We start from the raw sequence: 24994 nt of genomic DNA on the forward strand, positions 1-24994 counted from the left end.
CCAGCCGCTGCTCGCCGGCCTCGTCACGCGAGTCGAAGATGAAGCGGTGGGCGTTGACGATCGCCGCCGGGCCTAAGTACTGGCCGTCGTTCCAGGGCGAAGGCCAAGGGGTCGGGGGGCTTCCTCATGGTCTCCGGGACCGGGGCCGAGGTCCCGGAGGGGTCCTCGCTGCGGCACGCCGCGTGGATCGCCGTCGCCGTCGCCGACCGGGCCCCGCACTCCGCGTCCGCCCGCGTACGGCTGGCCGCCGTCATCGACGGGGACACCGCCCGGGCGGCCGCCGCGCACCTGCTGGTCTCCGGCGAGGAGGTGCGCTGGGAGGGCGGGGACGTGGTGGCCCGGGCCGTCGAGCGGCTCGGGGCGGTCGCTCTGGTGGAGCGCCCGCTGCGGGACCCGGACGCGGCGCTGGTGCGGGATGCCCTGCTGGACGGGCTGCGCACCGAGGGCCTCGGCCTGCTGCGCTGGTCCCCCGACGCGGTGGCGCTCCGCGCCCGCCTCGGGTTCCTGCACCGTACGCTCGGCGGCGCCTGGCCCGACGTGGCGCGGGACGCGGCGCTGCTGGAGCGGGCCGGGGAGTGGCTGGAGCCCGAGCTGTCGCGGGCCCGCCGCCGCGCGGACCTGGGCCGGATCGACGCCGGCCAGGCCCTGAACCGGCTGCTGCCCTGGGCGACCGGTGAGGCGGTCCGGCTGGACGAGCTGGCGCCCGAGCGGATCGAGGTGCCCAGCGGCTCCCGGATCCGGGTGGACTACTCCGCCGAGCAGCCGGTGCTGGCGGTGAAGCTCCAGGAGCTGTTCGGGCTGGCCGAGACCCCGAGGGTGGCGGGGGTTCCCGTCCTCGTGCACCTGCTGTCGCCGGCCGGGCGGCCCGCCGCCGTCACGGCGGACCTGGCGTCCTTCTGGCAGGGCGGCTACCGGGCCGTGCGGGCCGAGCTGCGCGGGCGGTACCCGAAGCACCCGTGGCCGGAGGACCCGGCGACCGCCGAGCCCACCCGGCACACGAACGCCCGGCTCAGGGGCCGCTGACCGGGGCGCCCGGGGCCCGGCGGCCCCGGGCCTCCAGCCAGAGGGCGGCCGCGAGGAGGGCGAGGCCGGCGAGGGCGAGGCCGGCCGGGGCGTAGGTGTGCAGGGCGAGGACCTTCGTACGGTTGGCGGCGACGAGGTCGCGGGTGTACTTCGCGTAGTCCTCGCGCATCGTGACGTGCCCGGCGAAGGCGGTGAGCCGGCCGTCGGGGGCGCTCGCCGCGATGCCGCCGCGCATCTCCTGCTGGATGTCCTGCTCGGCGTTGACGGGGGCGCCGGTCACCGGGTCGACCCAGAAGCGGGCCTTGACGGTGTACCAGAGGGTGGTTCCGGTGGTCTGCTCGATGGTCGCCGGGTCGATGCCCTCGATCGGCATCTTCTTCGGCATGGGGACCTTGGTCCAGGGGACGGTCTGCTCGAAGTAGTAGACGTCCATGCCCCGGTATGTGCGGGGGCCGACGTAGTGGATCGGCGAGGAGGTGCGGGTCTGGGCGTCGAAGTAGAGGTAGTCGCGCGGCTCGGTGAAGAAGGGCCACTTGAACTCGATGCCCTCGCGCTTCACGGGGTCGCCGTCGACCATCTCGCCGGTGGCGTGCACCGGGTCCTGGGTGTGGGCGTCGAAGACGTAGCGCTCGGGGATCCGGGAGACCATCTTGCCGTCCGGTCCCATGATGTAGGTGAGGGTGTCCCAGACGACGACGTCCTTGCCCGCGTCGGCCTCGATCTGCCGGGACGCCTCGACGTTGCCCTTGAGGGTCTGGACGATGGTGACCTTGTCGACCTTCTTGGGCTGCATCCCGCCGGTGTAGTCGAGGAGGGTGGCGTCCTTGGCCTCCAGGACCACGGCCTGGTACTGGTTCGCCGGGATCTTGGCCAGGCGGGGGTACGCGTACCAGCGCAGCAGCGGTGCGAGGGCTGCGCAGAACACGGCGAAGGCAAGCAGGACGAGGCTCGCTCTGCGTCGCACGGCCGGACCTCCTTACTCCTGTCCGGGCGCGGGGGGCGCGGTGGTGAGCAGGGGCTTGGGCGAGGTCCGGCCCTCGGGCGCCCCGAACGCCGTGACGGCGAGGACGAGGGCCAGCGCGGCGGCCAGCCCGACGGCGGCGGCGACGAGTGCGCGCACGGCGGGACCTCCCTGGATCTGATGGGTCGTCAGGGAGGCGTACCGTAGCAACGCGGGGGTCAGATGAGAACCGTCGGGCGGCCCCGCTCGCTAAGGAGCGGCGGGGGTGGGCTTCGGGGAGACGGACGGCGAGGGCGCGGCCGTGGGGGTGGCCGTGGGCGTGGCGGCTCCCGTCGGCTTCGGGGAGGCCGAGGGGCTCGGGGTCGCGCTCGGCTTCGGGGTGGGGGTGGGGCTCGGCTTCGGGGTCGGCGTGGGCGTGGGCTTGGGGGGCTGCGTGGGGGTGGGCGTCGGCGTGGGCGTCGGCGTCGGCGTCGGCGTCGGCGTCGGGGTCGGCGTCGGCGTGGGGGTCGGCGTCGGGCTCGGCTTCGGGGTGGGCGTGGGCGTCGGGCTCGGCTTCGGGGACGGGGTGCCCGGCGCGGGGAGCGGGCCCGGGCCGGTGCCGTCCGGGATCTCGTGCGCGCCCTGGAGGTAGTACGCGTACCAGGTGCGCACCGTCCGCAGGTACTCCGCCGACTGGTTGTACGAGAGCACCGCCCGGTCCAGGCCCGCGCCCGTCCTCAGGTCGCGGTTCCCCGCGCACAGGTAGCGTCCGGCCGCCAGGGCCGCGTCGTGGACGTTGTTGGGGTCGCGCCGGCCGTCGCCGTTGCCGTCCTGCCCCCAGGCGGCCCAGGTGGACGGGATGAACTGCATCGGGCCGACGGCCCGGTCGTAGCGGGCGTCGCCGTCGTAGGCCCCGCGGTCGGTGTCGGAGATGTTCGCGAAGCCGTTGCCGTCGAGGACGGGCCCCAGGATCGGCCGCAGGGTGGTCCCGTTCGCGTCGACCCGGCCGCCGGCGGCCTGCCCGGACTCGACCTTGCCGATCGCCGCGAGCAGCTGCCAGCGCAGCCCGCACCCGGGGTCGTCCGCCCCCACCCGCTGCTCGGCCCCCCGGTACGCGGCGAGCACGCTCGCCGGAATGCCCTGCGCGCCCTCGCCCGCCGGGCGGAGCACCGCCTCGGCGACGGAAGGCGCCGGAGCGGGCTGCCCGCCGGGGGCCGCCTCCCCGTCCGGCAGGAGGGCGGACGGCGGCTCGGGGCTGGCCAGCGGCGGCAGTTCGGTCAGGTAGGACGAGTCCCCGCCGGAGCCCGGCGCGGCGGCGGGCGGCCCCGCGGCCTCCTCCCCGGCCGCCGCGATCCGCTCCGGGCCCGCGAGCGCGGGGCCCTGGGAGGCCGTCATCGCGGCGGCCACCAGTGCCGATACCAGTGCCGCGGCCGCGCCACGGCGCAGACCGCGGCCGAATATTCGTGCCGACATGAACGGGTCCCCTCCACTGGACGTCCGAACGTCCGCGTGACCCTACGTCAACTCCCTGCACACGGCACGCACTACGGGCCTGACATTCACCACATCCCCACGTGCCTGTGCGGGTCACGCATAATGTCCCGACATCGGCTACCCCCGGGAGGCTCCGTGCCGTTCACTCTCAGCCACGCGGCCGCCGTGCTTCCGGCCATCCGCCGCACGGGCCGGGCGCGGGGGCCGCTGATCGCCTCGGCCCTGGTGCTGGGGTCGTTCGCGCCGGACTCCTTCTTCTTCGCGGACGCGGTCGTCGGCGGCCTGATGGGCTACGGGGACTTCGCGCACTCGCTGCTGGGCGTGGCCACCGTCGACGCCCTGCTGACGGCCGTCCTCGCCGCCTGCTGGATCCTGCTGCGCGAGCCGCTGGTCGCGCTGCTGCCGGCCGCCGCGCGGGGCCGCGTCCACGCGCTGGTGCGCGGGGAGCGCTGGAGGGGGCTCCGGCCGCCCGCGCTCGCGCTGCGGTTCTACCTCTCGGCGGTCGCCGGCTCGCTCACCCACGTGGTGTGGGACGCCTTCACGCACGGGGGCCGCTGGGGGACGGAGGCGCTGCCGTGGCTGAACCGGCCCCTCGCCCTCGGCCTGCCGGCGTACACCTTCCTCCAGTACGGCACCTCCGCGATCGCCGCCTGCGCCCTGCTCTGGTTCACCGCGAGCGCCCTGCGCCGGCTGCCGAAGCGGCCCGTGCCGCCCGCGGTGCCGGTGCTCGGCCGCGGGGAGCGGTGGGGCGCCCTGCTCCTGATCGGCGCCTGCGCGGCGGCCGGGATCACCCTGCGGGTGATGCGCTTCCTCACCTTCCACGACCGGATCCACAGCCCGCTCGACATCATCCCCACCGTCTGCTTCGGAGCCGGCGGCGGCCTCACGGTGGGCCTGCTGCTGTACGGGGCCCTGGTGCGGCTGCGCCACCGCCGCGACCGCGACCGGCCCCGCCCGGACCGGGAAGCGCGGACGCCCGTCCCCACCGCGTAGGCGGGGACGGGCGTCCGGGCGGACCTCCGGGGTCAGTGCGCGGCGGACTCCCAGTCGCCGCCGACGCCCACGGACACGTCCAGCGGGGCCCGCAGCTCGACGGCCGCGCCCATCTCGCGGCGCACCAGCTCCTCGACCCGCTCCCGCTCGCCGGGGGCGATCTCCAGGACGATTTCGTCATGGACCTGGAGCAGCATCCGCGAGGTCAGCCCGGCCGCGGCCAGGGCCTGGTCCACGCGGAGCATCGCGACCTTGACGATGTCGGCGGCGGTGCCCTGGATCGGGGCGTTCAGCGCCATCCGCTCGGCGGCCTCGCGGCGCTGGCGGTTGTCGCTGTTGAGGTCGGGCAGGTAGCGGCGGCGCCCGAAGACCGTCGCCGTGTAGCCGGTGGCCCGGGCCTCGTCGACCACGCGCTGGAGGTAGTCGCGGACCCCGCCGAACCGCTCGAAGAAGGTCTCCATCAGGCCCCGCGCCTCGGCGGGCTCGATGTTCAGCTGCTGGGCGAGACCGAAGGCGGAGAGCCCGTACGCCAGGCCGTAGGACATGGCCTTGATCTTGCGGCGCATCTCGGCGTCGACCTGGGAGCGCTCCACCCCGAACACCTGGGAGGCGACCGTGGTGTGCAGGTCCTCGCCGGAGTTGAAGGCCTCGATCAGGCCCTCGTCCTCGGAGAGGTGGGCCATGACGCGCAGTTCGATCTGGCTGTAGTCGGCCGTCATCAGCGACTCGTAGCCCTCGCCGACGACGAAGCCGCGGCGGATGGCCCGGCCCTCGTCCGTCCGCACCGGGACGTTCTGCAGGTTGGGGTCCGTGGAGGACAGCCGGCCCGTGGCGGCGGTGGTCTGGCTGAAGCTGGTGTGCACCCGGCCGTCGGCGGCGATCGACTTGACCAGGCCCTCGACGGTCACGCGGAGCTTGGCCTGCTCCCGGTGGCGCAGCATGATCACCGGCAGTTCGTGGTCGGTCTGCGTGGCCAGCCAGGCCAGCGCGTCCGCGTCCGTCGTGTAGCCGGTCTTTGTCTTCTTCGTCTTCGGCAGGTCCAGCTCGCCGAAGAACACCTCCTGGAGCTGCTTGGGCGAGCCGAGGTTGAACTCGTGCCCGACGGCGGCGTGCGCCTCCTTGACCGCCTGCTGCACGGCGCCCGCGAACTGCTGCTCCATGCCCTCCAGGTGGTCGCGGTCGGCGGCGATGCCGGCCCGCTCCAGTCGCGCCAGCAGCTCGGAGGTGGGCAGCTCCATCTCGTGCAGCAGCTCGACGGCGCCGACCTCGGGGAGCTTCGCGGTGAAGGCCCCGCCCAGGTCGAGGACCGCGCGGGCCTGCGCCATCAGGGCGTCCGCCTCGGCGGTGTCGTCGGCGCCGAAGGCCAGCTGCCCGTCGGCGGCCGGCGGCTGGAGCTCGCGGCCCAGGTACTCCACCGACAGCACGTCCAGGGCGAAGGAGCGCCGGCCCGGCTTGACCAGGTAGGCGGCCAGCGCGGTGTCCATGACGACGCCCGCCAGGGTCCAGCCGTGCTCCGGGAAGACCCGCATCAGGCCCTTGGCGTTGTGCACCGTCTTCGGCGCGGAGGCGTCGGCCGCCCAGGCGGCGAAGGCCTTGTCGTCCGCCTCGTCCAGGGCGGACGGGTCGAACCAGGCGGCCGCTCCGCCGGCGGCGGCCAGCGCCACCTCGGAGACGTTGCCCTGGCCCAGCACCCAGCTGTCCACGGTCGAGACGCCGAGCGGTCCGCCCGCGTGCGCCGCGAGCCAGGGGGCCAGCTCGCCCGCGCCCAGCACCGTCCCGTCCAGCTCGACGCCGGCCGCCGGGGCCGGGGCCTCCTCCTGGTCCGCGCCCGGGTCCACGGCCAGCAGCCGCTCGCGCAGCGAGGCGTTGCGGATCTCCAGCACGTCCAGCACGCCCGTGAGCGCGCCGCGGTCGTAGGGGGCGCGGGCCAGGTCGGCGGGGGTCTTCGGCAGCTCCACGTCCTTGACCATCTCGGTCAGGACCCGGTTGAGCTTCACGGCCTCCAGGTGGTCGCGGAAGTTCTGCCCGGCCTTGCCCTTGACCTCCTCGGCCCGCTCGACCAGCTCCGCGAACGAACCGAACTGGTTGATCCACTTCGCCGCGGTCTTCTCGCCGACGCCCGGGATGCCCGGCAGGTTGTCGGACGGGTCGCCGCGCAGGGCCGCGAAGTCCGGGTACTGGCGGGGGGTGAGCCCGTACTTCTCGACGACCTTCTCCGGCGTGAACCGGGTGAGCTCGGAGACGCCCTTGGTCGGGTAGAGCACGGTGGTGTGCTCGGAGACCAGCTGGAAGGAGTCCCGGTCGCCGGTGACGATCAGGACGTCGAACCCGAGGGCCTCGGCCTGCGTCGCCAGCGTCGCGATCACGTCGTCGGCCTCGAAGCCGTCGACCGCGAACCGCGGCACCTTCATCGCGTCCAGGAGCTCGCCGATCAGCTCGACCTGCCCCTTGAACTCGTCGGGGGTCTTGGAGCGGTTCGCCTTGTACTCGGGGAACTCCGTCGAGCGCCAGGTCTTGCGGGACACGTCGAACGCCACCGCGAAGTGCGTGGGCGCCTCGTCACGCAGGGTGTTCGCCAGCATCGACGCGAAGCCGTAGATGGCATTGGTCGGCTGGCCCGTCGCCGTCGTGAAGTTCTCCGCGGGCAGCGCGAAGAACGCCCGGTACGCCAGGGAGTGCCCGTCCATGAGCATCAGGCGGGGGCGGTCCGCTGCGGTCGTCTGCTCGGTCTTCTTCGATGCTGTCTCTGCCACGCCCCCGATCCTAGGGCTCCCCACCGACAATTCCGGCGACGGCCGCCCGTCCGCCCCCGCCGCCCCGCCCTCGGGCCCGCCCCGGGCGCACCCGCGCCCCGCCCGGCGCGCCCGCCCCACCGGACGCCCCCGGCGCACCCGTCGCCGGGCCCCGCAGCACCGGACCGCCCTCCCCCGTTTCCGGAGACCGTGCAAGGATCGAAGGATGCGGCATCACGTGCTGCACCCGTACGTACGCTCGAAGGGGAGCGCGATGGCGACCAAGCCGCCCATAGGTGACCCGGTGCAGGACGCACCGCAGGTCACGCCGCCCAAGCACGCGGCAGCCGGCCTCCCGGCGATCGGCCACACCCTGAAGATCGCGCAGGAGCAGATGGGCCTGGTCCGCACCGCACGGACCCTCCTCAAGGTCAACCAGAAGGACGGCTTCGACTGCCCCGGCTGCGCCTGGCCCGAAGGCGACAAGCGGCACGCGGCCGAGTTCTGCGAGAACGGCGCAAAGGCCGTCGCCGAAGAGGCCACCCTGCGCCGCGTGACCCCCGCCTTCTTCGCCGAGCACCCCCTCTCCGACCTCGCCGGCCGCTCCGGCTACTGGCTCGGCCAGCAGGGCCGCATCACCCGGCCGGTGTACCTGCCCGAGGGCGGCGACCGCTACGAGGCCGTCAGCTGGCAGCGCGCCTTCGAGATCATCGCCGAGGAGCTGAAGGCCCTCGCCTCCCCCGACGAGGCCGTCTTCTACACCTCCGGGCGCACGAGCAACGAGGCCGCGTTCCTCTTCCAGCTCTTCGCCCGCGAGTTCGGCACCAACAACCTCCCCGACTGCTCCAACATGTGCCACGAGTCCTCCGGCTCGGCGCTCAGCGAGACCATCGGCATCGGCAAGGGCAGCGTCTCCCTGGAGGACCTCCACCAGGCCGAACTGATCATCGTGGCCGGGCAGAACCCGGGCACCAACCACCCCCGCATGCTCTCCGCCCTGGAGCAGGCCAAGAAGGCCGGCGCGAAGATCATCTCGGTGAACCCGCTGCCCGAGGCCGGCACGGAGCGGTTCAAGAACCCCCAGACCCCCCTCGGCATGGTCAAGGGCACCGCCCTCACCGACCTGTTCCTCCAGATCCGCATCGGCGGCGACCAGGCCCTCTTCCGCCTCCTCAACAAGCTGGTCATCGAGACGGACGGCGCCCTCGACGAGACCTTCATCCGGGAGCACACCCACGGCTACGAGGAGCTCGCCGCGGCCGCGAAGGAGGCCGACTGGGACGAGACCCTCAAGGCCACCGGGCTCAACCGCCCCGAGATCGAACGCGCCCTCGCGATGATCCTCGCCTCGAAGCGCACCATCGTCTGCTGGGCCATGGGCCTGACCCAGCACAAGCACGCCGTCGCCACCATCCGCGAGGTCGTCAACCTCCTCCTGCTGCGCGGCGACATCGGCCGCCCCGGCGCCGGCGTCTGCCCCGTCCGCGGCCACTCCAACGTCCAGGGCGACCGCACGATGGGCATCTTCGAACGCCCCGCGCCCGCCTTCCTCGACGCCCTCGACCGCGAGTTCTCCATCACCTCGCCCCGCGCCCACGGCTTCGACGTGGTCCGCGCCATCGAGGCGCTGCGCGACGGCAGGGCCAAGGTGTTCTTCGCCATGGGCGGCAACTTCGTCGGCGCCACCCCCGACACCGACGTCACCGAGGCCGCCATGCGCAACGCCTCCCTGACCGTCCACGTCTCCACCAAGCTCAACCGCTCCCACGCGGTGACCGGCCGGCGCGCCCTGATCCTGCCCACCCTCGGCCGCACCGACAAGGACGTCCAGGCGGGCGGCAGGCAGTTCGTCACCGTCGAGGACTCCATGGGCATGGTCCACGCCTCCCGCGGCAACCTCGCCCCCGCCTCCCCCCACCTGCTCTCCGAGCCCGCCATCGTCGCCCGCATGGCCCGCGCCGTCCTCGGCACCGCCTCGAAGACCCCCTGGGAGGACTTCGAGGCCGACTACGCCGCCGTCCGCGACCGCATCGCCCGCGTCGTCCCCGGCTTCGAGGACTTCAACGCCCGCGTCGCCCGCCCCGGCGGCTTCCAGCTCCCCCACGGCCCCCGCGACGAGCGCCGCTTCCCCACGAAGAACGGCAAGGCCAACTTCACCGCCGCCCCCGTCGAGTACCCCGAGGTCCCGGCCGGCCGGCTGCTCCTGCAGACCCTGCGCAGCCACGACCAGTACAACACCACCATCTACGGCCTCGACGACCGCTACCGCGGCATCACCGGCGGACGCCGCGTCGTGATGGTCCACCCCGACGACGCCGCCGAGCTCGGCCTCGCCGACGGCTCCTACACCGACCTGGTCAGCGAGTGGAAGGACGGCGTCGAGCGCCGCGCCCCCGGCTTCCGCGTGGTCCACTACCCCACCGCGCGCGGCTGCGCCGCCGCCTACTACCCCGAGACCAACGTCCTGGTCCCCCTGGACTCCACCGCCGACACCAGCAACACCCCCGCCAGCAAGTCCGTCGTCGTGCGCTTCGAACCGGCCTGATAGAACGGGCCCAGATGGTTAACGATCGTTGACGAACGGAGCAGGCCCATGGCCGACGAGCAGCAGCACGCCGTGAAGTTCCCCCAGGAGGTCCTGGACGAGTACGCGGCCCTGGGCATAGACCTGCCCGCCCTGTTCTCCGCGGGCGCCCTCGGCGAGCGCATGGAGATCAGGATCCTGGAGGCTTCCGCCGACCGGGTCGTCGCCACGATGCCCGTCAAGGGCAACACCCAGCCCTACGGGCTGCTGCACGGCGGCGCCTCGGCCGTCCTCGCCGAGACCCTGGGCTCGGTCGGCGCCATGCTGCACGGCGGCAGCGGGAAGATCGCCGTCGGCGTCGACCTGAACTGCACCCACCACCGGGGCGCGCGCGACGGCATCGTCACCGGCACCGCCACCCCCGTCCACCGCGGCCGCTCCACGGCCACCTACGAGATCGTCATCACCGACGACCAGGACCGGCGCGTCTGCACCGCCCGCCTCACCTGCCTCCTGCGCGACACGGAGTCCTGACCTCCGCATCCGAAGCGACACGCAGCCTTAACAACCGGGCCGAGACGGCCCGTTGTGCAGCCCACGGCGCCGGTCTAGCGTTCCCGCATGGGAACCGGACCGGCGCCGCGGCACATCACCGCCGCCGCCCCCACGCCAGCGGCAACGGCACCGCACACCGCCCCGCAGGCCCCGCCCCGCCCCGGCGGCGCCTCGTGACCGGCGGCGGGATAGGCCCCCTGGAGCCCGGCGAGGGCACCTGGGACCGGGAGGAGGCGCGCACCGGGCCCCGTACGCCCTCCCCTCCCCGCCGGACCGCGCGGCCGCGCGCCTTCTACGCCCGCCACCGCCGCGCCGTCCTCACCGTCGCCTCCGTGGCCGTCCTGGCGGCCGCGGCCGTACGGATCCAGGCCACCCGGCACGCGCCCCCGGCGCCGGCGGCGCCCGCCGCGCCCTCCCAGACGTTCTCCCTCACCTACGGGGAACCGGTGGAGCCGGCCCCCGACGGCGCCGCGTTCGCGTTCACTGTCCGTGTGCGGACCTCGTCCGGGCCTCCGGTGACGCTGGAGCGCGTCGGACAGCCGTCACCGGCGCTGAGCGTGACGATCCGGCCACTCCTGCCCTCCACGGTCGCGGCGGGGGAAGTGCGCGAGCTCCTCGTCCTCATTCGGACAAAAGATTGCGTGCATGTAGCACGGAATTCCGGACTGCCATTCCTCGAAGTAACCCTGAGTAATGGATTCCAGAAAGAGGATCACAGTTACATCCCCGGTGACCGATATGCCAGGGATCTTTCCGTCGCGCTGACCAGGGCGTGTCCCGAAGATCGAGACGCGGCCACTCCGACCCCGTCATGACCAAAAACCCTTAGAGTCATGGCGCGTCAGGACCCAAACCGCCCCATGGTCCTGCGGCGTCTCAGTATCCGGACAAGACGAACCAGCCGGAATTCCCCCGTTCCACCCGCACACATCCGCTATGTATTACGCCGTGGCATAACAAGAGAGTCACATCATTGGCCTCAGCCCTCCATATCCCCCGAAGAGCCGCCTAGAGTCACGGCCAGTTACCGCGACCGCCGGATTTCCTCAGTTCGGTTCCCCGCGTTCGACTCGACGCGTCCCACGGGGGACGCGGCGCCAGGAAAGGACTGAACGTTGCGTTCTCGTCAGCTCATCGCCGTGACCGCCGCCCTCGCCGCGGGCGCTCTCACTCTCACCGCCTGCGGCTCGCGCAACGACACCGGCGGCTCCGCCGACGGCGGCACCACGGTCGTCATCGGCGTCGACGCCCCGCTCACCGGCGACCTCTCCGCCCTCGGCCTCGGCATCAAGAACTCCGCCGAACTCGCCGTCAAGCAGGCCAACGAGAAGAAGTACGTCAAGGGCATCACCTTCAAGTTCGAGGCCCTCGACGACCAGGCCCAGGCCTCCTCCGGCCAGCAGAACGCCACCAAGCTCGTCGCCAACAAGGACGTCCTCGGCGTCGTCGGCCCCCTGAACTCCTCCGTCTCGGAGTCCATGCAGAAGGTCTTCGACGACGCCAAGCTCACCCAGATCTCCCCGGCCAACACCAGCCCCTCCCTGACCCAGGGCCCCAAGTGGGCCGAAGGCCAGAAGGTCCGCACCTACAAGAGCTACTTCCGCACCGCGACCACGGACGCCATCCAGGGCCCCTTCGCCGCGCAGTACCTCTTCAACAAGGCCGGCAAGAAGAAGGTCTTCGTCATCGACGACAAGAAGACCTACGGCGCCGGCCTCGCCGGAACCTTCAAGGGCGAGTTCACCAAGCTCGGCGGCCAGGTCGCCGGCGAGGGCCACATCGACCCGGAGAGCAAGGACTTCTCCGCCATCGTGACCCAGGTCAAGAGCAGCGGCGCCGACGTCGTCTACTACGGCGGCGAATACCCCGCGGCCGGCCCCCTCAGCAAGCAGATCAAGGCCGCCGGCGCCAACATCCCGCTCATCGGCGGCGACGGCATCAAGGACAAGAAGTACGTCGAGCTCGCCGGCGCCACCGGCCAGGGCGACCTCTGCACCTCCGTCGGCGCCCCCGTCGAAACCCTGCCGTCCGCCAAGGAGTTCATCGAGAACTACAAGAAGGCCGGCTACAAGGACGACTACTCCGCCTACGGCGGCTACGCCTACGACTCCGCCTGGGCCATCATCGAGGGCGTCAAGAAGGCCGTCGAGGCCAACAACGGCAAGCTCCCCTCCGACGCCCGCGCCAAGGTCCTCGAAGCCGTCCAGGGCGTCTCCTTCGACGGCGTGACCGGCAAGGTCTCCTTCGACGAGTTCGGCGACGCCACCAACAAGCAGCTCACCGTCTACAAGGTCGACGGCGACGACTTCAAGACCGTCGAGTCCGGCACCCTCGCCGGCTGACCCTCCGCAAGTCCCCTGCCACACCCCTCACTTGCCGCGCGGGGCGCGAACCAAGCGCCCCGCGCGGTGTCACATCCGTCGAAAGACTCGGAGGACCTGCGGTGCACGAACTGCCGCAACAGCTGGTCAACGGCCTGCTACTGGGATCCATGTACGGGCTCGTCGCCATTGGCTACACAATGGTCTACGGCATCGTCCAGCTCATCAACTTCGCCCACGGCGAGATCTTCATGACCGGCGGCTTCGGCGCCCTCACGGTCTGGCTCATGCTCCCCGGCGGCACCACCATGTGGATCGCCCTGCCGCTCATGCTCATAGGCGCGATCCTCGTCGCCACCCTCATCGCCGTCGGCGCCGAACGCTTCGCCTACCGGCCCCTGCGCAGCGCCCCGCGCCTCGCGCCGCTGATCACCGCGATCGGCCTCTCCCTCGCGCTCCAGCAGGCCGTATGGGCCTGGTACCCCGACGCGAAGTCCTCCATCGTCTTTCCCCAGATCCCCGGCGGCCCCTTCCACATCGGCAGCATCACCATCCAGACCGGTGACCTCTTCCTGCTGATCGCCGCCCCCGTCTCCATGGCGTTCCTCGGCTACTTCGTCAAGAAGACCCGCACCGGCCGCGGCATGCAGGCCACCGCCCAGGACCCCGACACCGCCAAGCTCATGGGCATCAACACCGACCGCATCATCACGGTCGCCTTCGCCCTCGGCGCGGCCTTCGCCGCCGTCGGAGCCGTCGCCTACGGCCTCAAGTACGGCGAAGTCAACTTCAAGATGGGCTTCCTCCTCGGCCTCAAGGCCTTCACCGCAGCCGTCCTCGGCGGCATCGGCAACATCTACGGCGCCATGATCGGCGGTCTCGTCCTCGGCCTCGCCGAAACCCTGACCACCGCCTACGTCGCCGACGTACCCGGCATGCAGCAGCTCGGCGGCCAGTCCTGGGGCAACACCTGGGCGTTCGTACTCCTCATCCTCGTACTCCTCTTCCGGCCCCAGGGCCTGATGGGTGAGCGCGTGGCGGACAGGGCGTGAGAACCATGACGACCAACACCGCAGAAACCACGGACACCGTGCAGAACACCGACACCGCCCGAGGCTTCATCGCCCTCCCCGAGAAGACCGGCCGCGCCCTCGCCACCGCCGGCGGCGCCCTCACCGCCGTCTCCTGCTTCCTCTCCTGGACCTGGACCTCCGCCTTCCCCGGCGACCTCACGGTCTACGGATACCCCGGCGGCATGCAGTGGCTCGTCCTCGTCGGCGGCCTCCTCACCACCCTCTTCGGCCTCGCCTCCTACGGCGTCAAGGGCCTCGGCTGGCTCACCCCCGGCGGCTCCGACGCGGCGATCAAACTCACCGCCCTCGGCACCTTCGCCACCGCCTGGTACACCCTGATCGCCATCACCTCCGAACTCGGCGGCATCGTCAACCTGGAACCCGGCGGCTACGTCCTCGGCGTCACCAGCCTCGCCGCCCTGACCGGAGCCCTCGCCCTCCCCTTCACCCGCCCCGAACTCGAAGGCCCCGACCCCGACGACGGCGCCTGGGACACCTTCAAGCACAACGCGGGCAACACCTGGACCACCGTCAAGTCGGCCTTCGCCGCCAAGACCCCGGCCCCGGCCCGCGCCCTCCCCGCCTGGACCGAGATCCTCATCATCGCGGCCGTCCTCGGCCTCGTCCTCGGCGTCTTCACCTACGGCATCACCACCCCGTACCAGGAACTCTTCATGGGCTTCCTGATCACCGCGGGATTCGGCTTCGGCGCCATCCACAAGGCCGGCCTCGTCGCCCGCTTCACCGCCCTCACCGGCAAGCACCGCAACATCGCCCTCATCGGCGCCTTCGCCGCCGCCGCGGTCTTCCCCCTCACCCAGACCGACGACCAGTACGCGACCCTCGGCGTCAACATCCTCATCTTCGCCACCGTCGCCCTCGGCCTCAACATCGTCGTCGGCCTCACCGGCCTCCTCGACCTCGGCTACGTCGCCTTCCTCGGCGTCGGCGCCTACACCGCGGCCCTGGTCTCCGGCTCCCCCAACTCCCCCTTCGGAGTCCACCTCCCCTTCTGGGCCGCACTCATCGTCGGCGCCCTCGCCTCCATGGTCTTCGGCGTCCTCATCGGCGCCCCGACCCTGCGCCTGCGCGGCGACTACCTCGCCATCGTCACCCTCGGCTTCGGAGAGATCTTCCGCATCTCGATGAACAACCTCGACGGCGTCTCCGGCCCCGACCTCACCAACGGCCCCAACGGCATCGCCGGTGTCCCCAACGTCGACCTCTTCGGATTCGACTTCGGAGCCACGCACAGCATCGGCGGACTCGTCATCGGCCGCTTCGCCAACTACTTCTTCCTGATGCTCCTGATCACGCTCATCGTGGTCATGGTCTTCCGCCGCAGCGCCGAATCCCGCATCGGCCGCGCCTGGGTCGCCATCCGCGAGGACGAGACCGCCGCCGAAGCCATGGGCATCAACGGCTTCCGCGTCAAGCTCGTCGCCTTCGCCCTCGGCGCCACCCTCGCCGGCCTCGCCGGCGCCGTACAGGCCCACGTGAACTACACCGTCACCCCGGACCAGTACGTCTTCGCCAACGCCGTCCCCCCGAACTCCGCCTTCCTCCTCGCCGCGGTCGTCCTCGGCGGCATGGGCACCATCTCCGGCCCCCTCGTCGGCGGATCCCTGCTCTTCCTGATCCCCAACAAGCTCGGCTTCCTCGGCGACTACCAGCTCCTCACCTTCGGCATCGCGCTCATCATCCTGATGCGCCTGCGCCCCGAAGGCCTCATCCCCAACCGGCGCAACCAGCTCGAACTCCACGCGGACCTCGACGCGCCCACGGTCCTCGGCAAGGCAGGGGCCTGACCCATGACGACCACCACCACCGAGACGGTCCTCGACGCACGCGGCGTCACGATGCGCTTCGGCGGCCTCACCGCCGTCAAGAACGTCGACCTGACCGTGCGCAGCGGCGAGATCGTCGGCCTCATCGGCCCCAACGGCGCCGGCAAGACCACCTTCTTCAACTGCCTCACCGGCCTCTACATCCCCACCGAGGGAGAGGTCCGCTACAAGGGCACCGTCCTGCCGCCCAAGTCCTTCAAGGTCACCGCGGCCGGCATCGCCCGCACCTTCCAGAACATCCGTCTCTTCAACAACATGACGGTCCTGGAAAACGTCCTCGTCGGACGCCACACCCGCACCAAAGAAGGCCTCTGGTCGGCCCTCCTGCGGCTCCCCGGCTTCCACAAGGAAGAAGCCGCCAGCCGCGAGAAGGCCATGGAGCTGCTCGCGTTCATCGGCCTCGACCACAAGGCCGAACACCTCGCCCGCAACCTCCCCTACGGCGAACAGCGCAAGCTGGAGATCGCCCGCGCCCTCGCCAGCGACCCCGGCCTCATCCTCCTCGACGAGCCCACCGCCGGCATGAACCCCCAGGAGACCCGGGCCACCGAAGAACTCATCTTCGCCATCCGGGACAAGGGCATCGCCGTCCTCGTCATCGAGCACGACATGCGCTTCATCTTCAACCTCTGCGACCGCGTCGCCTGCCTCGTCCAGGGCGAGAAGCTCATCGAGGGCACCGCCGGCGAGGTCCAGAGCGACGAGCGCGTCATCGCCGCCTACCTGGGCGAGCCCTTCGAAGGCGCCCCCGGCGCCGAGGAAGTCGCCGAGGTCGAAGCCGCCGAGGCCGAACACGCCGCCGAAACGGAAGCCGCCGCCGAGACCGACGCCGAGGCCCCGGCCCCGGCCCCGGCCGACGCCGAAGCCGACGCGCACAGCACCACCAGCACGGACGGAGAAGCCAAGTGACCGCACTCCTGGAGGTCGAGGACCTCCGCGTCGCCTACGGCAAGATCGAAGCCGTCAAGGGCATCTCCTTCAGCGTCGACGAAGGCCAGATCGTCACCCTCATCGGGACGAACGGCGCCGGCAAGACGACCACCCTGCGCACCCTCTCCGGACTGATCAAGCCCAAGGGCGGCCAGATCAAGTTCCAGGGCAAGTCCCTCAAGAAGGTCCCCGCGCACGACATCGTCTCGCTCGGCCTCGCCCACTCCCCCGAGGGCCGGCACATCTTCCCGCGCATGAGCATCGAGGACAACCTCCTCCTCGGCGCCTTCCTCCGCAACGACAAGGAAGGCATCCAGAAGGACGTCCAGCGCGCCTACGACCTCTTCCCCATCCTGGGAGAGCGCCGCAAGCAGGCCGCCGGCACCCTCTCGGGCGGTGAGCAGCAGATGCTCGCCATGGGCCGCGCGCTCATGTCCCGGCCCAAGCTGCTCATGCTGGACGAGCCCTCCATGGGCCTCTCCCCGCTGATGATGCAGAAGATCATGGCGACCATCGCCGAGCTCAAGTCGTCGGGCACCACGATCCTGCTCGTCGAGCAGAACGCCCAGGCCGCGCTGTCCCTGGCCGACCAGGGCCACGTCATGGAGATCGGCAAGGTCGTCCTGTCGGGCCCCGGCCGCGAGCTCCTCGTCAACGAGGACGTCCGCAAGGCGTACCTCGGCGAGGACTGAGCCACCGGCTGAACCACGCGTGAGGCCCGCCTCCCCTCGGGGGGAGGCGGGCCTCACGCATGCCGCCGGTTACTTCCCGGCGGCGTTCTGCTTCTTCTCCTCGGCGTCCTCGATGACCGCCTCGGCTACCTGCTGCATGGACATGCGGCGGTCCATGGAGGTCTTCTGGATCCACCGGAACGCGGCCGGCTCGGTCAGCCCGTACTGGGTCTGCAGGATGCTCTTGGCCCGGTCGACGAGCTTGCGGGTCTCCAGCCGCGCGGAGAGGTCAGCGACCTCCTTCTCCAGCGCCTTCAGCTCCGCGAACCGGGACACGGCCATCTCGATGGCCGGCACCACGTCGCTCTTGCTGAACGGCTTCACCAGGTACGCCATGGCCCCGGCGTCCCGCGCCCGCTCGACGAGCTCGCGCTGCGAGAAGGCGGTGAGCATCAGGACGGGGGCGATGGACTCCCCGGCGATCTTCTCGGCGGCGGAGATGCCGTCGAGGACGGGCATCTTCACGTCGAGGATGACCAGGTCGGGGCGGTGCTCCCGCGCGAGCTCGATGGCGGTCTGCCCGTCACCGGCCTCACCGACGACGGAGTAGCCCTCCTCTTCGAGCATCTCTTTGAGGTCGAGACGGATGAGCGCCTCGTCCTCGGCGATGACGACGCGGGTCGTCAGCGGCGGAACGTGCGACTGGTCGGCGTCGGGCGTGGGCGTCGACTCGTGCTCGGCGGTCACGGAGGCTCCCTGTTGCAAGGTGATTCAGCTCCCCTGAGCCTACCTAGCTCCTGTATGTTTGTGGCACGGAGGGTCTTCTGTATCCTTCGTTTCGAAGGGGCCCCGGTAGCCCAGCGGTAGAGGCCATGGATTCAAAACCCATTCAGCGTCGGTTCGAATCCGACCCGGGGCACTTCTCCTTCATTTCCAAGGTCGCCAAGCGATACGGCGATCTTCACTCGTCACGGTGAACGAAACTTCGATTTGCGGCCAACCGGACGAATAGCGATGAAGCTCCGAACATGGAGCACAATCCTTCGATTCGCGAAGAAGCGGTACTTCTCCTACGCCGGGGCATGACCAACCGAGACGTGGCGGAACATTTCGGCATACCCCGCGGAACCATCGGATGGTGGCGGCACGAGGACCGAAAGCGCCGGGGCGAGTCCTACGTCCAGCCGAGCGATTGCCCAAAATGCACAGGCTGCCCGATCAACCACGAGGCGTACGCCTATCTCCTCGGTTTCTACCTCGGCGACGGCCACATCATCTCCAAACCCAAGCGGCACCACCTCTCGGTGTTCTGCGACGCCGCCCACTCCGGGCTGGTCGACGCCGCCGAACGAGCGATGCGGCTCGTCATGCCGCTGCCTCACGTCAGGCGCCGCACCCGGGCAGGCTGCGTCGAGGTCAAGTCCTTCACCCAGCACTGGGTGTGCTTGTTCCCTCAACACGGGCCGGGAAAGAAACACGAGCGGCGGATCACCCTCGAGGGCTGGCAGCAGGCGATCGTGGACGCCCACCCATGGGAGTTCATCCGGGGCCTGATCCATTCCGACGGCTGCCGCATCACCAACTGGACCGTCCGGAACGGGAAGCGGTACGAGTACCCCCGGTACTTCTTCACCAACAAGTCCGACGACATCCGGAAGCTGTGTACCGACACCCTCGCCAAGGTCGGTGTTCGGTGGACGATCCTCGCGCGAGGAAGTGACCCCCTGAACGTCTCCATCGCCCGCAAGGAATCCGTCGCCCTCATGGACGCCCACGTCGGGCCGAAGTACTGACGTCCAGGGCGTGGACGGTGCACGGGCGGTTCAGGACCGTGTCCTCGCGGAGCGGGGTGAAGCCCAGGCGCTGGGCTACGGCGGTCGAGGCCGTGTTGCCGTGGTGGATCATGGCGGTGATCCGGTCCAGGCCCAGGGGGCCGAAGCCCCAGGCGAGGACGGCGCGGGCCGCCTCCGTCGCGTAGCCGTGGCCCCAGTGGGGGCGGGCGAAGGTCCAGCCTATTTCGGTTTCGCCGAACTCCTCCCACCAGTTCAGGCCGCAGCGGCCGATGGCCTCCCCGGTGTCGCGGAGTTCGACCGCGCAGAGGCCGTGGCCGCGGTCGGTCCACTGCCGCTCGATGTCGCGCAGGCGGGCCGTCGCCTGGTCCCGGGTGTAGGCGCCTACGAAGCGGGCGACCTCTTCGTCGGCGTGGAGGCGGACCCACCAGTCGGTGTCGTTCTCGGTGAGGGGGCGGAGCCGGAGGCGTTCGGTGGTGATCACGGGGTTTCCGTTTCCTTGCGGTGGATGGCGGTGTGGGCGGCTTCCGCCGTGACGAGGGCGAGCGCGATGAGGGCGGCGCCTACGGGGCCGAGCCAGTACGGCCCGAGTCGGGCCAGGCCGGCCTGTCCGGTGAGGGGTGCGATGGCGACGCCTACGTAGACGGTCGCGGAGGCGAGGCCGGTGAGGAGGGGGGCGGCGGTCGGGAGGGTGGTGATGAGGCGGTGGGTCTGGGGGGCGAGGAGGCCCCAGCCGCAGGCGCCCCAGACGAGGAGGGCGGCGATGGTGGTGGGGAGGTGGGCGGTGGTCCAGGGGAGGAGGGCGAAGTCGAGGGCGGCGAGGGTGAGGGCGGTGTTGATGACGCGGCGGCCGCCGTAGCGGTCGACGAGGCGGCCGGAGGTGAGGGTTCCGGCGGTGGCGGCGAGGCCCCAGACGAAGAGGAGGGTGGCGAGGGTGGTGCCGTTGCCTCCGGTGGCGCGGTCGAGTGCGGGGTCGATGAAGGAGTAGACGGTGTAGAGGCCGGTGTAGGCGAGGAGGGTGGTGAGGAGGGTGAGGCCGATGCGGTGGTCGGTGAGGGGGGTGAGGCGGGTGCGGAGGGGGACGGTGGGTGGGGTGGGGAGGGTGGGGAGGAAGAGGGCGGTGCCCAGGGCGGCGAGGAGGCCGAGGGTGGTGACGAAGAGGAGGGTGGTGCGCCAGTCGTCGGTGAGGCTGGCGAGGGCGGTGCCGAGGGGTGCGCCGAGGGCGGTGGCGGCGCTGAGGCCGGTCATGACGGTGGCGATGGCGCGGCCTCGGCGTTCGGGTGGGGCGAGGGTGGCGGCCGCGGCGACGGCGGCGGGGGTGATCATGGCGCCGCCGAGTCCGGCGAGGGCTCGGGCGGCGAGTGCTGTGCCGAAGTGGGGGGCGTAGGCGGTGAGGAGGTTGCCGGTGGTGAAGGCGGCGTATCCGGTGAGGAAGAGGGTGCGGCGGGGCCAGCGGGTGGTGAGGGTGGCCATGACGGGGCCGAGCAGGGCGTAGGTGAGGGCGTAGGCGGTGAGGAGCCAGCCGGCGGTGGCGGTGGTGGTGCCGAGGCCGTGGGCGGCGTCGGGGAGGATGCCGGCGATGACGAAGCTGTCGGTGCCGATGGCGAACATGCCGGTGGCGAGGGTGAGGAGTGGGCGGTGGTGCACGGGTGTGCGGCTCCGGATCATTGATGTAACTAGTTTGGTTACGATGGTGGGCTGAAAAGGGGCCGACCCTGAGGGGGTCGGCCTGCGTCAGCTGGGGGTGGCGACGGTGTCGCGTAGGACGTCGGCGATGGTGACGGCGGCGAGTTCGCGTTTCATCGCTTCTTCCGCGCGGGCGTAGGTCTCGCGGAGGACGGGTGGGATGCCGATGCCGATGGGGCATTTCTGGTTGGGGGTGGCGGCGTGGAGGGCGAGGAGGGGGTCGGGTTCGACGGCGAGGTAGACGTCTCTGAGGGTGATGTCCTGCGGGGGGCGGGTCAGTAGCCAGCCGGCGCCGACGCCGCGGCGGGATGCGACGAGGCCGGCGTCGCGGAGGTGGCCGAGGGTGCGGCGGATGACGACGGGGTTGGTGTTGACGCTGTCGGCGATCTGGTCGGAGGTGACGATGCCGTCGGGGCGTTGGGGGCAGACGAGGGCCATCCAGGTGAGGGTGTGGGTGGCCACGGTCATGCGGCTGTTCGCGCTCATCGGCCTCTCCTGTCGTCCCCGGCGCGTGTTGCAACTGATTCTGTTACGACTTCGGCCGCAAGTCTAGCCTTGAGTCTCCAGTGGGTGGAGACCTCAGGGTGGGGGCATGGACGGCGCGGCGGAGTTGTTTTCGATCGGGGAGCTGGCCCGGAGGTCGGGGCTGGCGGTGCGGACCATCCGCTTCTACTCCGACGAGGGGATCGTCGCGCCGGCCGCTCGTAGTCGTGCGGGGTACCGGCTGTACGACGCCGGGGCGCTGGCGCGTCTGGAGCTGGTGCGGACGCTGCGTGAGCTGGGTGTGGATCTGCCCGCCGTGCGGCGGGTGCTGGATCGGGAGTTGTCGGTGGCCGAGGTGGCGGCCGTGCACGCCGATGCGGTGGAGGTGCGGATCCGGGCGTTGCGGTTGCGTCGGGCGGTGTTGCGGTTGGTGGCCGAGCGTGGGTCCGGTCCTGAGGAGGTCAGGTTGATGCACAGGGTGACGCGGTTGTCGGCGCAGGAGCGGCGGCGGTTGGTGGACGTGTTGGTGGAGGGGGCCGAGGAGTCGGTGGCGGCGATGGTGCGGGTGGCCGCGCCGGATCTGCCGGAGGATCCGTCGGCGGAGCAGGTGGCGGCGTGGGTGGAGTTGGTGGAGCTGATGGGTGACGCGGGGTTCGGTGAGGTGTTCCGGCGGGCTCCGGGGGTGGAGGGTCCGGTGGATCCGCGGGTGGAGCGGTACTGGAGGCTGGTGTGGGCGGTGAACGGGTGGGAGGTCGTGCCGGGGTGGGTGGCCTAGGTGTCCGCGACGTGGCGTCGTCCGCTCGGGGGGCAGGCGGTACGTTGCGGACACCCCCTAGGTTGGGGCGAGCGTATACGGGATGAAGGGGTGCCGCTGTGAGCGAGAAGGCTCGGAAGTTGTTCGACGCGTTGGATCTGAATCAGGACGGTGAGCTGACGCGGCTGGAGGTGATCTCGGCGCTGCGGTCGAAGGGGCCGACGCTGGCGGCTCGGGGGGATCTGCCGTTCTGGGGTGTGGGGGACGCGGACGCGTCGTCGGCGTTGTTCGACGCGGCGGACAAGAACGGTGACCAGGTGTTGACGTTCGAGGAGTTCGAGGCCGAGGTGGACCGGCGGTTCGGCTGGTAAGGGGGGGTTTGCCCCACCTGGTGTCGGGTGGGTAGCGGGATGCCGTTGGGGGCCGGTCCCCGGTGATCGTTGGGGCAGCACACGTTTTGGTGCTGTTTCGGCGATTTTCGGGGAGGGTCCATGGGTGGGCGGTTGAGGCGGGGGCACCGGCGTGTGGCGGCCGCGGTGGCGGTGGGGGCGCTGGCGCTGGGGGTGGCGGCGCAGCCGGTGGCGTTCGCGGCCGGTCGGCCGGATTCCGTTCAGCGGGGTCTGGACGGGCTGGTGCGGGAGGCCGGGGTGCCGGGTGCGCTGGCGACCGTGACGGAGGGGTCGGGGCGCTCGCGGACTTACACCGCCGGGGTGGGTGACGTGGCCACGGGCGCGGGGGTGCCGCGGGACGGGCAGGTGCGGATCGGGAGCAACACCAAGGTGTTCACGGCCGTGGTGGTGCTCCAGCTGGTCGGTGAGGGGAGGCTCCGGCTCGACGACAGGGTGGAGGACCATCTGCCGGGGGTGGTGCGCGGGGAGGGTTTCGACGGGCGGACGATCACCGTGCGGCAGCTGCTCCAGCACACGAGCGGGATCCCGGACTACGAGGCGGAGGTCGGTGAGGCGATCGAGCGGGGGCGGTACGTGGAGCCGCGCGAGGTGCTGGAGATCGCGTTCCGGCATCCGGCGACGTCCACGGACGGGAAGACGTTCCACTACAGCAATACGAACTACGTGCTGGCCGGTCTGATCGCGGAGAAGCTGACGCGGCGGTCGTTGGCGTCCGAGATCGACCGGCGGGTGGTGAAGCCGTTGGGGTTGGGGCACACGTATTTCCCGGCGCCGCGTGACCGGGGCATCCGGGAGGCGCATCCGCACGGCTATCACCAGGACGCGGTGGGCGGGCCGTTGCGGGACGTTACGGCCATCGATCCGTCGGCGGCGTGGGCGGCGGGTCAGATGGTGTCGACGAACTCGGACATGAACCGGTTCTTCGGCGCGCTGTTGGAGGGGCGTCTGCTGCGGCCGCAGGAGCAGCGGGCGATGCGGACGACGGTGCCGGTCGAGGGTTCGGACGTGGGGTACGGGCTGGGTCTGATCAGTCGGCCGTTGTCGTGCGGTGGGGTGTACTGGGGGCACGGCGGGGACATCGCGGGGTTCGAGACCCGGGGTGGGGTGGGGCCGGACGGGCGTGCGGTGAACATCGCGGTGACGACGGATCCGGCGGATTACAAGGTGACGCGGCGGCTGGAGGGGCTGGTGGACGAGGCCCTGTGCCGTTGAGCTGACGTGCGCGGTCACCGCCGGGCCCGGTGAGGGGCTGCGGCGGTGTCCGCGTGTACGGGCGTCAGTGGACGGGGTCGCCGATGTGGTGGATGCGGACGAGGTTGGTCTTGCCGCTGACGCCGGGGGGTGAGCCGGCGGTGATGACGACGATGTCGCCGGGCCGGCAGCGGCCGATGCGCAGGAGCTGTTCCTCGACCTGGGCGACCATGGCGTCGGTGGAGTCGACGTGGGGGCCGAGGAAGGTTTCGACGCCCCAGGTGAGGTTGAGCTGGGAGCGGGTGGCGGCGTCGGGGGTGAAGGCGAGGAGGGGGATGGGTGAGCGGTAGCGGGAGAGCCGGCGGACGGTGTCTCCGCTCTGGGTGAAGGCGACGAGGTATTTGGCGTCGAGGAAGTCGCCCATCTCGGCGGCGGCGCGGGCGACGGCTCCGCCCTGGGTGCGGGGCTTGTTGCGGTCGGTCAGCGGCGGGAGGCCCTTGGCGAGGATGTCCTCTTCGGCGGCTTCGACGATGCGGGCCATGGTGCGGACGGTTTCGACGGGGTGCTTTCCGACGCTGGTCTCGCCGGAGAGCATGACGGCGTCGGTGCCGTCGATGACGGCGTTGGCGACGTCGGAGGCCTCGGCGCGGGTGGGCCGGGAGTTGTCGATCATCGAGTCGAGCATCTGGGTGGCGACGATGACGGGCTTGGCGTTGCGCTTGGCGAGTTTGACGGCGCGCTTCTGGACGATGGGGACCTGTTCCAGGGGCATTTCCACGCCGAGGTCGCCGCGGGCGACCATGATGCCGTCGAAGGCGGCGACGATGTCGTCGATGTTCTCGACGGCCTGGGGCTTTTCGATCTTCGCGATGACGGGGAGGCGGCGGCCTTCCTCGTCCATGACGCGGTGGACGTCCTCGATGTCGCGGCCGCTGCGGACGAAGGAGAGGGCGATGACGTCGGCGCCGGTGCGCAGGGCCCAGCGGAGGTCTTCGATGTCCTTGTCGGAGAGGGCGGGGACGGAGACGGCGACGCCGGGGAGGTTGAGTCCCTTGTGGTCGGAGACCATGCCGCCTTCGATGACGCGGGTGTGGACGCGGGGGCCGTCGATGGCGGTGACCTCGAGGGTGACGCGGCCGTCGTCGACGAGGATGCGTTCGCCGGCGGTGACGTCGGCGGCGAGGCCCTTGTAGGTGGTGCCGCAGGTGTGGCGGTCGCCGTCGTGGTCTTCGACGGTGATGGTGAACTCGTCTCCGCGTTCAAGGAGTACGGGTCCTTCGTGGAAGCGGCCGAGGCGGATCTTCGGGCCTTGAAGGTCGGCGAGGATGCCGACGCTGCGGCCGAGTTCGTCGGAGGCCTTGCGTACGCGCTGGTAGCGCTCCTCGTGTTCGGCGTAGGTGCCGTGGCTGAGGTTGAAGCGGGCGATGTCCATTCCGGCTTCGACCAGGGCTTTGATCTGGTCGTAGGAGTCGGTGGCGGGGCCCAGGGTACATACGATTTTCGCTCGGCGCATGGGGGGAGCGTATGCCCTACCGAGGGGTAGGAAATGAGGTGGGCGTGTCCGCTCAACAACCTTT

At 71.1% G+C, this 24994-nt stretch carries 21 protein-coding genes, 1 tRNA gene and 2 pseudogenes; 14 read left to right on the top strand and 10 right to left on the bottom strand.

Annotated elements, in window-relative coordinates:
* A pseudogene (locus AB0O29_RS07220) lies at positions 1–94 on the bottom strand (succinate dehydrogenase iron-sulfur subunit); the annotation flags it as partial.
* Between the two features lie 2 nt (positions 95–96).
* Here AB0O29_RS07220 and AB0O29_RS07225 point away from each other — a divergent pair.
* Positions 97–1023: pseudogene (locus AB0O29_RS07225) on the top strand (ATP-dependent helicase C-terminal domain-containing protein); the annotation flags it as partial.
* On the opposite strand, the gene AB0O29_RS07230 reads toward AB0O29_RS07225, so the two are convergent.
* The 3 genes from AB0O29_RS07230 to AB0O29_RS07240 all read right to left on the bottom strand — a co-directional run bounded on the left by AB0O29_RS07230 (position 1010) and on the right by AB0O29_RS07240 (position 3436).
* On the bottom strand, positions 1010–1987 hold the full coding sequence (locus tag AB0O29_RS07230) for a DUF3068 domain-containing protein (protein WP_365147419.1): 978 nt from the start codon (positions 1985–1987) through the stop codon (positions 1010–1012). The pseudogene AB0O29_RS07225 and the gene AB0O29_RS07230 sit on opposite strands and share 14 nt — an antisense overlap.
* Before the next feature lie 12 nt (positions 1988–1999).
* Positions 2000–2143, bottom strand: a complete 144-nt coding sequence (locus tag AB0O29_RS07235; protein WP_358893189.1) for an SPW_0924 family protein — start codon at positions 2141–2143, stop codon at positions 2000–2002.
* Positions 2144–2233: 90 nt separating this feature from the next.
* Complete coding sequence (locus AB0O29_RS07240) at positions 2234–3436, bottom strand: lytic murein transglycosylase (RefSeq protein ID WP_365147422.1); 1203 nt, start codon at positions 3434–3436, stop codon at positions 2234–2236.
* Positions 3437–3592: 156 nt separating this feature from the next.
* Here AB0O29_RS07240 and AB0O29_RS07245 point away from each other — a divergent pair, with 156 nt between their 5' ends.
* Positions 3593–4450 (top strand): DUF4184 family protein, encoded by an 858-nt coding sequence (locus AB0O29_RS07245; protein ID WP_365147425.1) that lies wholly within the window; start codon positions 3593–3595, stop codon positions 4448–4450.
* Between the two features lie 32 nt (positions 4451–4482).
* Here AB0O29_RS07245 and polA read toward each other — a convergent pair whose 3' ends face one another.
* Entirely contained in the window at positions 4483–7203 is a 2721-nt protein-coding gene (gene polA, locus AB0O29_RS07250; protein WP_365147428.1) for a DNA polymerase I, read from the bottom strand.
* Positions 7204–7456: 253 nt separating this feature from the next.
* On the opposite strand from polA, the gene AB0O29_RS07255 reads away from it, so the two are divergent.
* From AB0O29_RS07255 to AB0O29_RS07285, 7 genes are all read left to right on the top strand, one after another.
* Positions 7457–9727, top strand: a complete 2271-nt coding sequence (locus tag AB0O29_RS07255; protein WP_365147599.1) for an FdhF/YdeP family oxidoreductase — start codon at positions 7457–7459, stop codon at positions 9725–9727.
* A gap of 48 nt (positions 9728–9775) precedes the next feature.
* A complete protein-coding gene (locus tag AB0O29_RS07260) occupies positions 9776–10240 on the top strand; it encodes a hotdog fold thioesterase (RefSeq protein WP_365147431.1) in 465 nt (154 codons plus the stop codon).
* Between the two features lie 1136 nt (positions 10241–11376).
* Positions 11377–12603, top strand: a complete 1227-nt coding sequence (locus tag AB0O29_RS07265; protein ID WP_365147434.1) for a branched-chain amino acid ABC transporter substrate-binding protein — start codon at positions 11377–11379, stop codon at positions 12601–12603.
* 101 nt (positions 12604–12704) lie between these two features.
* Positions 12705–13634 (top strand): branched-chain amino acid ABC transporter permease, encoded by a 930-nt coding sequence (locus tag AB0O29_RS07270; RefSeq protein WP_365147437.1) that lies wholly within the window; start codon positions 12705–12707, stop codon positions 13632–13634.
* Positions 13635–13639: 5 nt separating this feature from the next.
* Positions 13640–15463, top strand: a complete 1824-nt coding sequence (locus AB0O29_RS07275) for a branched-chain amino acid ABC transporter permease (RefSeq protein WP_365147440.1) — start codon at positions 13640–13642, stop codon at positions 15461–15463.
* A gap of 3 nt (positions 15464–15466) precedes the next feature.
* Complete coding sequence (locus AB0O29_RS07280; protein ID WP_365147443.1) at positions 15467–16411, top strand: ABC transporter ATP-binding protein; 945 nt, start codon at positions 15467–15469, stop codon at positions 16409–16411.
* Entirely contained in the window at positions 16408–17124 is a 717-nt protein-coding gene (locus AB0O29_RS07285) for an ABC transporter ATP-binding protein (protein WP_365147446.1), read from the top strand. Before AB0O29_RS07280 ends, AB0O29_RS07285 begins: the two co-directional genes overlap by 4 nt.
* Before the next feature lie 69 nt (positions 17125–17193).
* Here AB0O29_RS07285 and AB0O29_RS07290 read toward each other — a convergent pair whose 3' ends face one another.
* Positions 17194–17850 (bottom strand): response regulator, encoded by a 657-nt coding sequence (locus AB0O29_RS07290; protein ID WP_079425828.1) that lies wholly within the window; start codon positions 17848–17850, stop codon positions 17194–17196.
* Positions 17851–17949: 99 nt separating this feature from the next.
* Here AB0O29_RS07290 and AB0O29_RS07295 point away from each other — a divergent pair.
* A tRNA-Leu gene (locus AB0O29_RS07295) sits at positions 17950–18022 on the top strand.
* Positions 18023–18131: 109 nt separating this feature from the next.
* Positions 18132–18896: a helix-turn-helix domain-containing protein gene (locus AB0O29_RS07300; RefSeq protein ID WP_365147449.1), complete on the top strand. Its 765-nt coding sequence runs from the start codon at positions 18132–18134 to the stop codon at positions 18894–18896.
* Here the strand turns inward: AB0O29_RS07300 and AB0O29_RS07305 are convergent.
* The 3 genes from AB0O29_RS07305 to AB0O29_RS07315 form a co-directional block, all read right to left on the bottom strand.
* Entirely contained in the window at positions 18865–19377 is a 513-nt protein-coding gene (locus AB0O29_RS07305; RefSeq protein WP_365147452.1) for a GNAT family N-acetyltransferase, read from the bottom strand. The genes AB0O29_RS07300 and AB0O29_RS07305 overlap by 32 nt on opposite strands.
* Positions 19374–20540: an MFS transporter gene (locus AB0O29_RS07310; protein WP_365147454.1), complete on the bottom strand. Its 1167-nt coding sequence runs from the start codon at positions 20538–20540 to the stop codon at positions 19374–19376. The genes AB0O29_RS07305 and AB0O29_RS07310 overlap by 4 nt, the downstream gene beginning before the upstream one ends.
* Before the next feature lie 87 nt (positions 20541–20627).
* The gene (locus tag AB0O29_RS07315; RefSeq protein ID WP_365147457.1) at positions 20628–21065 is read right to left on the bottom strand and encodes an Rrf2 family transcriptional regulator; all 438 of its coding nucleotides are present in this window, start codon (positions 21063–21065) and stop codon (positions 20628–20630) included.
* A 106-nt stretch (positions 21066–21171) separates the two neighbouring features.
* Between AB0O29_RS07315 and AB0O29_RS07320 the strand changes: the two genes are divergently transcribed.
* The 3 genes from AB0O29_RS07320 to AB0O29_RS07330 all read left to right on the top strand — a co-directional run bounded on the left by AB0O29_RS07320 (position 21172) and on the right by AB0O29_RS07330 (position 23438).
* On the top strand, positions 21172–21837 hold the full coding sequence (locus tag AB0O29_RS07320; protein WP_365147460.1) for a MerR family transcriptional regulator: 666 nt from the start codon (positions 21172–21174) through the stop codon (positions 21835–21837).
* Positions 21838–21935: 98 nt separating this feature from the next.
* On the top strand, positions 21936–22187 hold the full coding sequence (locus tag AB0O29_RS07325; protein WP_365147463.1) for an EF-hand domain-containing protein: 252 nt from the start codon (positions 21936–21938) through the stop codon (positions 22185–22187).
* A gap of 153 nt (positions 22188–22340) precedes the next feature.
* The gene (locus AB0O29_RS07330; protein WP_365147466.1) at positions 22341–23438 is read left to right on the top strand and encodes a serine hydrolase domain-containing protein; all 1098 of its coding nucleotides are present in this window, start codon (positions 22341–22343) and stop codon (positions 23436–23438) included.
* Positions 23439–23502: 64 nt separating this feature from the next.
* On the opposite strand, the gene pyk is transcribed toward AB0O29_RS07330, so the two are convergent.
* On the bottom strand, positions 23503–24930 hold the full coding sequence (gene pyk / locus AB0O29_RS07335; RefSeq protein WP_365147469.1) for a pyruvate kinase: 1428 nt from the start codon (positions 24928–24930) through the stop codon (positions 23503–23505).
* Positions 24931–24994: the final 64 nt, after the last annotated feature.

Source organism: Streptomyces sp. NPDC089915, from assembly GCF_040684675.1.
GTDB lineage: Bacteria > Actinomycetota > Actinomycetes > Streptomycetales > Streptomycetaceae > Streptomyces.